The following is a 10,954-nucleotide window of genomic DNA, read 5'->3' as shown; positions in this document are numbered from 1 at the left end:
AGCAAGGTGGCACCACTCCTTTTCCATTCCGAACAGGACAGTGAAACGCCTTAGCGCCGATGATAGTGGGCGAACGCCTGTGAAAGTAGGTCATTGTCAAGCTCTTATACCAAAAACCCCCGTTAGTGATCTAACGGGGGTTTTTTTATGCTTAATAATCGCAAACAAGGTAAAATAAGTAGCTAAACTAATATTTGGAGGATTGCATGTCTCAACCGACAATGCCTGAACCGCAGTCAGGTTTATCTGTGCGTCAGTTAACCCATGGTTTATATGCGCTGTTTTTAGTAGGTTTAATTGCGGCCCCTATCTTAGGAGCTGCTACACTTGCTGCTGTAATCATCGCTTATTATAAGCGTAGCGATGTAGCTGGCACTGTGTATGCAAGCCACTTTGATTGGATCATCAAAACGTTTTGGTGGGGTGTGTTGTGGATGGGGTTAAGTGCACTGCTGTCATTAATTTTTATAGGTTGGCTAACAGGGATAGTGGCTTTTGTATGGCTTATTTATCGTGTGGCTAAAGGTTGGTTTGCTTTGTTTGAGAATCAACAACCAACCCTAGATTAAATAAAAAGGCATCGTACTGATAACGATGCCTTTTTTTTATAATTACATAATTATTTAAAAATTATTTAAAAACCACAGTGCGTTGACCATTTAAAAAGATACGGTGTTCTACGTGCGCTTTAACAGCTCTAGATAACACTAAGGATTCTACGTCGCTGCCCACTTGAGTTAATTCATTTGGGCTCATATCGTGGCTTACACGTTCAATATCTTGTTCAATGATTGGGCCTTCATCTAAATCTTCGGTTACATAATGTGCAGTGGCACCAATAATTTTTACCCCACGCTCATGAGCTTGATGATAGGGGCGTGCGCCTTTAAAGCTAGGTAAGAAGCTATGATGAATATTAATAGCTCGCCCTGAAAGAGCTTTGCACAGCTCAGGCGATAAAATCTGCATATAGCGAGCTAAGACCACTAGGTCTACATCTAGATCATCAACAAATTTGAGAATTTGTTTTTCTTGTTCAGCCTTGGTTGCTGGTGTTACAGGTAAATGATGGAAAGGCGTATGGTAAGACGCCGTTAAAGCAGCATGATCAGTATGATTAGAAATCACGCCTACTATTTCTATAGGCAACTGACCAGCCCGAGTACGAAAAAGTAAATCGTTTAAGCAATGCCCTTGGCGACTCACTAATAATAAAACACGCGCTTTTTTCTGCGGATCAAAAATATGAGCATCCATATGGTATTTATCCGCAATAGGTGCAAAGTTAGCGCTTAGCGTTTCGGGATCACTTGCTGTTGGCAGGCTAAAATGAATACGCAAAAAGAAGGTATTAGTTTGAGCATCACCAAATTGTTCGGCTTCTACAATATTACCTTGCTGATTTAAGAGCCAACCAGAAACAGTATGTACAATGCCCGTGGTATCCGGGCAAGAAAGGGTAAGAATATAATCGTTCATGAAGCTATTTTAAAGCCTAATACCTAAGGGCAGTTTATTAGGGTGCTAGACGTTGTATATGCCACACGCCATCTTGTATTTTATAAAGATAACGATCATGTAATCGGCATGTGCGTCCTTGCCAAAACTCTATACGCTCAGGTTGCAAATAATAGCCACCCCAGAAATCTGGGTAAGGCGGATGATTACCAAATTTTTCTGTGAGCTCATCACTGCGCTGTTCTAGTTCTGCGCGAGTGGTGGGTTGACTTTGGGGTGAAGCAAGAGCGCTAATTCTTGAAGGTAGAGGGCGGCTATGAAAATATTGAGCTGATTTTTCTGCACTCATTTTTGTTACAACGCCTTCAATACGAATTTGACGCTGTAAGGTAGGCCAGAAAAACAATAAGCAGGCTTTTGGATTCTGCGCCAGATCCTGCCCTTTATGTGATTCGTAGTTGGTGTAGAATTGCACTCCCTTCTCATCAAAGCCCTTTAACAATACAATGCGTGAGCTGGGCATGCCTTCAGCGTTTACGGTAGATAAACTCATAGCCGTAGGTTCAGGTGCTTCTAAACGAATGGCTTCATCTAGCCAGCGTTCGAACATATCACGTGGGTTAGTGGTGAGCTGGTGCTCAGGAAGGTCAAACTTATCGTATTCATTACGAAAATCAGCTAGGCTCATAATTATAAATGTTGCACTAAAAATTCGAGTTTAGGATCGGCAATTTTGGCTTGCTTTAAGGCAGAAGCCGTTTGCAGTACATAATCAATGCAAGGCCCATTAATGCCATGTGCGCTGTGTATTACTTGACGCAGTTGCTCTATAGGCATGGTAGGTACATAGGCATCGGTGTTGGGGTTAATAACGAAAGTTAAAGCAGAAATAGAGCTGGCGCTGCTATGGCATTCTACCCATTCTGGATTGTACGCCCCACTAGGCATTTCTCGTTGCCATAAAGGGGGGAATATACGCTTTACCTGATCTGCCGCAACTTTATAAGCAACGCCTTCACATTTTCCGCCTTGATCTAGGGCAAAAACCACACCGGGGGTTTCCGGCGTGCCACGGTTAATGCGTGACCATAAACATAAAGAGCGATGGTAGCCGTGTAAGGTGGCAGGGCGTTGTTCTATAAAATCAAACTCGGGACGCCAAATTAATGACCCATAAGCGAAAAGCCAAAGATCACTTTGTTGATCCCAGTGGTTTAAACTACTTAGCATGGATTGCTCCAGCTCAGAGGCGCTCAGCGTTTTAAATTGTTGGGCAGCTGGAGTAGGAATAAAAGCATTCATAATGACATTAATAGATAAACAGTATAGAAACAAGGATATTCATGGTTGAGCAGCAAATAAATGCCGAACGCCGTTTTGGTGGGCTTAATCGATTATATGGTGATAATAGTGTCAGTACATTACAGGCTGCGCACATTATGGTGGCCGGTATTGGCGGCGTTGGTAGCTGGTGTACAGAAGCGTTGGCTCGTAGTGGCATAGGCCATATCACATTGATTGATATGGACCATATAAGTGAATCCAATATCAATAGACAGCTGCCGGCTTTGGGTTCCACATTAGGGCAAGCAAAGATTGAAGCCATGCGACAACGCATCTTAGATATTAATCCTTATTGTAAAGTACATACCATAGATGATTTTATCAGTGCTGATAATATACAAACAATATTAACTTATAAGCCTGATGTATTAATTGATTGTACCGATCAAGCGGATGCCAAAATTGCGATGATACTGGCCACCAAGCGCGCCAAAATTAAATTATATGTTTGCGGAGCTGCAGGTGGTAAACGTAATCCTTTGGCATTAAAGCGCGGGGATTTATCCCAAAGTACTCATGATGCTATGCTTAGTCGGCTACGGGCCCGTTTACGTAAAGAGCATACTTTTCCACGTCCGCAAACCGATAGGAAAAATCCCCGTATTCCTCGTATGGGGGTGGAAGTGTTTTGGGTGCAAGAGCAAGCGGTGATGCCATCCGCTTGGCAAAATCAAGCTGCCGCTGGTACGGTGAGTATTGATGCCCCTCAAGGTTTATCCTGCGCGGGTTATGGTTCTAGTGTTACGGTAACAGCCCCTATGGGTTTTGCGGCAGCGCAAGCGGCTATTGATTATGTGTTGGCATAATCTTGGCATCCATCCAGCCACGTAAAGCATTAGATACCCGCACTTTGGGAGCAGTGAGCAGCTCAGAGATAGTGAAAGGCTGCTCATGCACCTCACCTCTATGCAGCAAAGAGCGGCGTAATACTCCATTGAGCAATCCTAGCTGGGTGGGTGGTGTAATCCAGCGATTTTGTTGCCAAATATAGATATTGCTGCGCCCGCCTTCGGTAATGAAGCCCTCAGTGGAGGCATAAATAACATCAAAAAATGCCGGATGTTGCTGTAACCATTGTTCACCGGCAGACCAATGCTGGCGTTGGGTAGTTTTATGAAGTAGTAAAGAGGAGTCTGCAGGCAGATCGATTGTTTTTGACTGTAGTTTTAACCATACCGGTGTTACCGTGTGGGCTAAAGGAGTACAGGTAATTTCTAGATGGCCATTTTGCGCTAAGGTGAGCCGTAGACGCTGAGTCTGTGAATAATTTTTATGTAGATAAATGGCCAACTGCTGTAGCAAGGCGTTTTCATCATAAAAAAAATCACATTGCCGTGCCGAGCTGCGTAAACGTTTTAAATGCCAAGGCAGTAATAACACTTCACCACAGCGATTTAACCGCATGGTTTCAATGAGTTTCAATTTCCACTCCTAGTACCCGAGCTTTCCAAAGGCATTCTTGCCATTCTTTTTCTGGTTCAGAGTCAATAACAATTGCACCGCCTACACCAAACTGTGCCGTATTTTTATTATATTCAATGGTACGAATTGCCACGTTGAGTTGTAAGTCGCCATTCGGGGCTAGCCAGCCTATGCTACCGCAATAAACCCCTCGCTGACGTTGCTCTAAAGCTTGTATGCAGCGCATAGCAGCAATTTTAGGAGTACCTGTAATAGAGCCACAGGGAAAGAGTGCTTGCATTAACGTGGCCAGTTCTTTTTCTTTGACTTCTGCTTCTATGGTGGAGGTCATGGTCCAAACCGACGGATAGGCTTCCACCTCCAAAAGACGATTCACCTGAACTGAGCCGGTGGTGGCTATGCGTCCCAAATCATTACGCAGTAAATCCACAATCATAATATTTTCTGCTACATCTTTTTCACTTTTTCTAAGTGCTTGAGCGGCGGCCTGATCTGCAGTGGGGTCAGTGTGGCGCGCAGTGGTGCCTTTCATGGGTTTTACCGTGACGTTATTGCCCTTTTTCCTTACAAACAGTTCCGGTGAAAAAGATAATAGATGACGCTGATTTTCTGCATCAGAAATATACGCTCCATACGGCACGGGATGCGCATGCGCTAAGTATTGATAAAGATGCTGCGGCGTAGCAGAGGAGCTTATTTCTAAGGGAATAGAGTAATTGATTTGGTAATACTCGCCATTTTTTATGCCTTGTTGTATATGCGCTATATCTTGTAAATATTGCTGACGTGATACTAAAGCTTTGGCCTTTAAAGTGGGTTGGTGGATAGGCGTTTCCCAAGGCGTTGAGTGCCTAGCTTGACGCATAATATAGGCGCTCAATAAGGGGTGATTACTATCACGTGTAGCAAAAGACAGGTCTAATAAATGGGCTCCTAATTCATAGTTTAAAACTAAAGCCACCCAATAGCCTTGGGTTTGGGCCGCTTCAATACGCGCCCAGGCTGCAGTTAGTTGAGAAGCATCATAAACAATGATTTTTTCTACTAACTCTTCTAGCACTAAAGCCTGCTGGGTGATACGGTTTTCAAATCGACAATACATGTAACTTATGACCTTATAGAGCTATCTAAAAAATGCTTTAAGGCTTGCCCAGTGTGTGAGGCAGCGGTGTTTTTAACGGTATGAACATCGCCTTCTACTACCAACCGGCCACCATCTATGCCACCTTCGGGACCTAAATCCACCACCCAATCGGCCTCCGCAATTAAATCTAAGTTGTGTTCAATTACCATCACACTTTGCCCCACATCGGTAAGCCTATGTAATACCCGTAGTAATTTTTCTACGTCAGCAATGGCTAAACCTACTGTGGGTTCGTCTAAAACGTATAACGTATGGGGTTGCCTAGAGGCGCGTCCCGTGCTGATAACGCCTTCATCTAAGCGTACTTTGCTAAGTTCAGAGACCAGTTTAATGCGTTGCGCTTCGCCACCAGATAGGGTGGGTGAAGGCTGCCCTAAGGTTAAGTAGCCTAAACCCACATCTTGAAGCAATTTTAAAGGACGTAAAATACGAGGATGTGAGGTGAAGTATTCTACCGCTTCATCGACTTCCATTTGTAATACATCACCGATGTTTTTGCCTTGCCAATATAAAGATAAGGTGTCGTTATTAAACCGTTGACCATTACAAACCTCACAGGGGATTTTAATATCAGGTAAAAAACTCATCTCAAAAGTAACCATACCTTGACCACCACATTCAGCACAGCGTCCATCACCTGTGTTAAAGGAAAAACGTGAAGCATTCCAGCCACGTATCTTCGCATCTCGAGTTTGGGCAAATAATTTACGTATATCATCCCAAAAACCCACATAGGTGGCAGGGCAAGAGCGCGGTGTTTTACCAATAGGGGTTTGGTCTACTTCTAAGACTCGTTCTACCTGTTCCCAACCTAGAATGTCATCACAATGTTGCCATTGATAGCTATCTGGTTCATTGATTTTTTTCTTGAGATTTGCGAGTAATACGTCACGCGCTAAGGTGGATTTTCCTGAGCCAGATACACCAGTAACCACACTAAAACGTTGCAGCGGTATATGGGCATCTACACCTTGTAAATTATGCAGTTTGGCGTTTTTAATGTGCAGTTGTTGCGTGTTTTTATCGATGGCTCTATAAGGTTGCATAGGATGGGAAATGGGATTTTTTAAGTAATACCCCGTTAAGGAGTCTGGGTTTGCCATCACCTCTTTTACTGTTCCCTTAGCCACTACTTGACCGCCCCGAGTACCCGCACCAGGGCCTATATCAATAATGTGTTTGGCTTGGCGTATGGTGTCTTCATCGTGTTCTACCACGACTAAGGTGTTGCCATTTTCTTCTAAGCGTTGCAAAGCACGTAGCAATATTTGATTGTCACGCGGGTGCAGCCCAATGGTGGGTTCATCAAGTATATAACACACCCCTTGTAAGTTTGACCCTAACTGTGCGGCTAAACGAATGCGTTGCGCCTCACCCCCTGAAAGCGTAGGGGCCGCACGGTCTAAACCTAAATAGCCTAAGCCCACTTCTTGCATAAAATTGAGACGATTATGCAGTTCTGAAAAAATATCGCGCCCTATGTCTTTTTCACGTTGGTTAGGAGTGAGTTCTAGGAAAAAGTCTTTGGCATCATTAATCGATAAAGCCGACAGCTGCGCGATGCCTATTTCATGCCACCTGAAAGCTAAAGCTACTGGGTTTAAACGCTGGCCTTCACAGCTAGGGCAAGTAATAGGCAGTTGTTCTTTTTCTTGGCGTTCTTCTTCCTGGTTTAACCATTTACTTTCTTCACCACTTTGCTCCGCATCAAAACCGGGAATGACTGCACCGGTACCAAAACATGTGGTGCACCAACCATGTTTGGAATTATAAGAAAACAGACGTGGATCAGGTTCTGGAAAGCTGCTGCCACAACAAGGACAAGCCCGTGCCGTAGAGAGGCGTATTTCCTTTTCATCAGCCACCAGCAGCAAGGTTTGCTGTCCCTGGGCTAAGGCCTCTTCTACCGCTGCTCGTACGGGGGAATTCGCATTCGCGGAAACGGTAATATCAGCTATAGGCAGTTCAATATTGTGTTCTTGGTATCGATTTAAACGTGGCCAGTTATCGGTAGGAATCAGCTTACCATCTACCCGCAAGTGAGAATGGCTACGAGCGTGGGCCCATTTAGCTAAATCGGTGTAATAACCTTTACGTCCTACAATCAGAGGTGCCAAGATTTGTATGCGTTGATCTTTATAATCACGTAATAATTGTGCCGTAATCTGCTCAGCACTTTGTGGTTTTACTGGTACCTCACATTCTGGGCACATTTGCGTGCCTAGTTTCACATACAGTAGCCGTAAGAAGTGATGGATTTCTGTCATGGTGGCCACGGTGGATTTATAGCCGCCACGACTAGTACGCTGTTCAATAGCTACGGTAGGAGGTATACCATAAATGGCATCTACATCCGGTTGACCTGCAGGCTGTACTATAGATCGCGCATAGGCATTCAGAGATTCTAGATAGCGGCGCTGGCCTTCATTAAATAATATATCAAAGGCTAAAGTAGACTTTCCTGAGCCTGAGACGCCGGTAATTACAGTAAAAATGTTACGTGGAATAGTTACTTGGATATTTTTCAGGTTATTTTCACGGGCATTTAATATGTGAATAGCATTATCGGGTGCTGGCTCAGCCTGTGTTGTATATTTAGCTGTAGGTTCAGCCGCTAACAATAAGGTGGCGGTATCACCCACTATGTGCTGCTCGTATTCCACTAGGGCTTGGCCCGTTAAAGAGTTACTGTGCTCCATGAGCTCAGTGGGACTGCCGGCTGCAATGAGTTCTCCGCCCGCATTGCCTCCTGCTGGGCCTAAATCAATCACCCAGTCTGCCGTACGCACCACATCCACATTATGTTCGATCACGATGAGAGAGTGGCCTGCAGCTAGTAGCTTTCTGAAGGCTTGCATGAGCTTAGCAATATCATCGAAGTGCAACCCAGTGGTGGGCTCGTCAAATAAGAACAATCGACCTTTTTTAGCCACTTTAGCCATTGATAAACGACTTTTAGCACTCTCTGCTAAATAACCAGCTAATTTAAGTCGTTGAGCTTCTCCACCCGATAAGGTTGGCACTGGCTGGCCTAAGGCTAAATAATCTAAGCCCACATCGGCTAAGGGAGCTAAGACACGTTGCACGTCGTTTAAGCCAGTAAAGAATGTCAAAGCTTCATTCACCGTCATGGCTAAAACTTCATCTATAGAAGCGCTACGGCCCAAGTGTTCTACGCGTATTTCTAAGATTTCTGGTCTGAAACGTTTACCCTCGCAATCAGGACAACGTAAATACACATCAGATAAAAACTGCATTTCTATGTGTTCAAAACCGGTGCCTCCGCAGGTAGGACAACGGCCATCACCACTATTAAAACTAAAGGTGCCCGGCTTATATCCACGCTCTACGGCTAAGGGAGCACGAGCAAATAATTTACGAATGGCATCAAACGCCCCTACATAACTGGCCGGATTTGAGCGTGCAGTGCGACCTATGGGCGATTGATCTACCATTACCACTTCAGCAAGTTGTTCAGCACCTATGAGATTGTCAAACTCACCTGGCGCCTCAGTGGCTTGACCAAAGTGTTTGAGTAGAGCGGGGTAGAGCACATCTTGTATAAGCGTGGATTTTCCTGAGCCGGACACACCGGTGACGCAAACGAGTCGCTGCAACGGGAAAGTCACATCAATGTTCTTCAGATTGTTAGCACGTACTCCTTGCAGCTGCAGCGTAGGGGTATCCTGAGTTACCGCTTGGGGCATAGGCGCCGCAATGGTTTTACGACCACTAAGGTAATCACCTGTTAATGTGGGAGCGTCACGCAATTGCTGCGGTGCACCGTCAAACATGATTTGACCGCCGCGTTCACCCGGTCCTGGACCTATATCTAAAATACGGTCAGCCGCCAGCATTACTAATGGGTCGTGTTCAACCACCACCAGCGTATTACCATTGCGACGTAAACGTTGCATAATATGCACAATACGATGCATATCATGCGGGTGCAGGCCTATGGAAGGCTCATCTAATACAAATAAAGTATTTACCAAAGAGGTACCTAAAGCCGTAGTGAGGTTAATGCGTTGTACTTCCCCACCGGATAAAGTACGGCTTTGTCTGTCTAAGGATAAATAACCTAAACCCACTTCACATAAGAAGTGTAAACGGGTGTTCACCTCATCGCGTAATAACTGCGTGGCAGTATTTAGTTCGCCCTCAAACTGTAGTGTGGTAAAAAAATCACGTACTTCAGTAATGGGCATGAGCATTAAATCGTGGATGTGATAGTTATTTAAACGCCACAGTAAAGCATCTGCTTTTAGCCTAGAACCTTTGCAGGTAGGGCAAGTGGTATAGCTGCGATATTTAGCTAACATCACCCGCACATGCATGCGGTAAGCCCGGCTCTCTTGCCAATCAAAATACCGTTGCACCCCATACCATTGTGATTTCCAAGCGCGTGCGCCGCCTTTGAAATCAGGAGCGCCATAGATGACCCACTCTTTTTCTGCTTTGGTTAATGTGTTCCATGGTGCCGCTAAACGTATGCCTTCAGCTTTGGCATAGCGTTCTAGCTCTTTTTGATGAATTTCATTGGATTTGGTTTGCCAAGGACGTATGGCGCCTTCTTGTAGGCTTTTACTTTCATCCGGAATCACTAAACCGTAATCAATCCCCATCACCCGCCCAAAACCTTTGCAGCTTTCACATGCGCCTAAGGGCGAATTAAAGGAAAAGGTACTGGGTTGTGGTGCACTGTAATCAATATCACAGGTGGCACAATGCAAGCCTGCACTGAAATCCCATTGTGTTTGATTTTTTTCTTCATCTATGGCAAAGACGGAGATATGCCCATTGCCATATTGCAACGCAGCATCTAGGGCTTCCATGAGACGGGCTGGCTCGGCACGGCTAAGACGAAAGCGGTCTTGAATCACATACAGACGGGTTGTTTTTTCTTGCGGTTCGTGCAGGCGCGTATAGCCTTGTTGCTCCAAAAACTGCTGTACCTCTTCAGCACTAAAGTTTTGGGGGATATCCACCGCAAACGTAATCACTAAGCGAGGATCATCCTCGGCACAACGTTCTTGCAAGGTTGCGGCAATACGTTGTGCATCTTCATGATGTACTATTTGACCGCATTGTCTGCAATGCAAATGACTTAAGCGTGCATACAACAGTTTTAAGTAATCATTAAGCTCTGTCATGGTGCCCACTGAGCTACGAGAGTTACGCACTGGATTCACTTGATCAATGGCAATAGCCGGTAATATGCCCTCAATCTTATCTACCTGTGGCTTATCCATACGGTCTAAAAACTGGCGAGCATAAGGGGAAAAGGTTTCTACATAACGGCGCTGGCCTTCTGCATATAAGGTATCAAAGGCTAAAGAGGATTTGCCTGAACCTGAGACGCCTGTAAGCACGGTGATTTTTTCTGTGTCAAAACTAACATCAAGATTTTTTAGATTGTTTTGTCTAGCACCAAAAATGCGAATTTGAGAGGTCATAAAGCAGTGAAAGTGCAATAAAAGAGGTTTAGTTGAGGTGTATTTTGTATATGGGGGCGCAATGCGTTAAAATCTACTGTATCTATGGCTAAGTATGCTTGTATAATTCTTAGCTTTGTTTATGTAAGTG

8 protein-coding genes and 1 rRNA gene are annotated in these 10,954 nt (G+C 44.7%); 3 read left to right on the top strand and 6 right to left on the bottom strand.

Translation table 11 applies throughout. The features are described 5' to 3' along the window. Together rrf and AC2UZJ_RS02690 are read left to right on the top strand one after the other, a co-directional pair. A 5S ribosomal RNA gene (rrf, locus tag AC2UZJ_RS02695) occupies positions 1-102 on the top strand; the annotation flags it as partial. 104 nt (positions 103-206) lie between these two features. Further along, entirely contained in the window at positions 207-569 is a 363-nt protein-coding gene (locus AC2UZJ_RS02690) for a DUF4870 family protein (protein WP_486948568.1), read from the top strand. A 61-nt stretch (positions 570-630) separates the two neighbouring features. Here AC2UZJ_RS02690 and purU read toward each other — a convergent pair whose 3' ends face one another. The 3 genes from purU to AC2UZJ_RS02675 are packed head-to-tail and all read right to left on the bottom strand — an operon-like array spanning position 631 to position 2,760. Then, complete coding sequence (gene purU / locus AC2UZJ_RS02685) at positions 631-1,479, bottom strand: formyltetrahydrofolate deformylase (protein WP_486948567.1); 849 nt, start codon at positions 1,477-1,479, stop codon at positions 631-633. Between the two features lie 37 nt (positions 1,480-1,516). Continuing rightward, entirely contained in the window at positions 1,517-2,146 is a 630-nt protein-coding gene (gene pdxH / locus AC2UZJ_RS02680) for a pyridoxamine 5'-phosphate oxidase (protein ID WP_486948566.1), read from the bottom strand. A 2-nt stretch (positions 2,147-2,148) separates the two neighbouring features. Continuing rightward, a complete protein-coding gene (locus tag AC2UZJ_RS02675; RefSeq protein WP_486948565.1) occupies positions 2,149-2,760 on the bottom strand; it encodes a gamma-glutamylcyclotransferase in 612 nt (203 codons plus the stop codon). 41 nt (positions 2,761-2,801) lie between these two features. On the opposite strand from AC2UZJ_RS02675, the gene AC2UZJ_RS02670 reads away from it, so the two are divergent. Beyond that, positions 2,802-3,608, top strand: coding sequence for a tRNA threonylcarbamoyladenosine dehydratase (locus AC2UZJ_RS02670; RefSeq protein WP_486948564.1), 807 nt, complete (start codon positions 2,802-2,804; stop codon positions 3,606-3,608). Here AC2UZJ_RS02670 and AC2UZJ_RS02665 read toward each other — a convergent pair. The 3 genes from AC2UZJ_RS02665 to uvrA are packed head-to-tail and all read right to left on the bottom strand — an operon-like array spanning position 3,586 to position 10,824. Further along, positions 3,586-4,224, bottom strand: a complete 639-nt coding sequence (locus AC2UZJ_RS02665; protein WP_486948563.1) for an aminotransferase class IV — start codon at positions 4,222-4,224, stop codon at positions 3,586-3,588. The genes AC2UZJ_RS02670 and AC2UZJ_RS02665 overlap by 23 nt on opposite strands. Beyond that, on the bottom strand, positions 4,211-5,326 hold the full coding sequence (gene pabB, locus AC2UZJ_RS02660; protein WP_486948562.1) for an aminodeoxychorismate synthase component I: 1,116 nt from the start codon (positions 5,324-5,326) through the stop codon (positions 4,211-4,213). Before pabB ends, AC2UZJ_RS02665 begins: the two co-directional genes overlap by 14 nt. 5 nt (positions 5,327-5,331) lie before the next feature. Further along, positions 5,332-10,824, bottom strand: coding sequence for an excinuclease ABC subunit UvrA (gene uvrA, locus AC2UZJ_RS02655; RefSeq protein WP_486948561.1), 5,493 nt, complete (start codon positions 10,822-10,824; stop codon positions 5,332-5,334). Between the last annotated feature and the right edge of the window lie 130 nt (positions 10,825-10,954).

It is taken from the genome of Paenalcaligenes sp. DL 309 (assembly GCF_057475285.1).
This window is presented reverse-complemented; position numbering and strand designations above follow the sequence as displayed.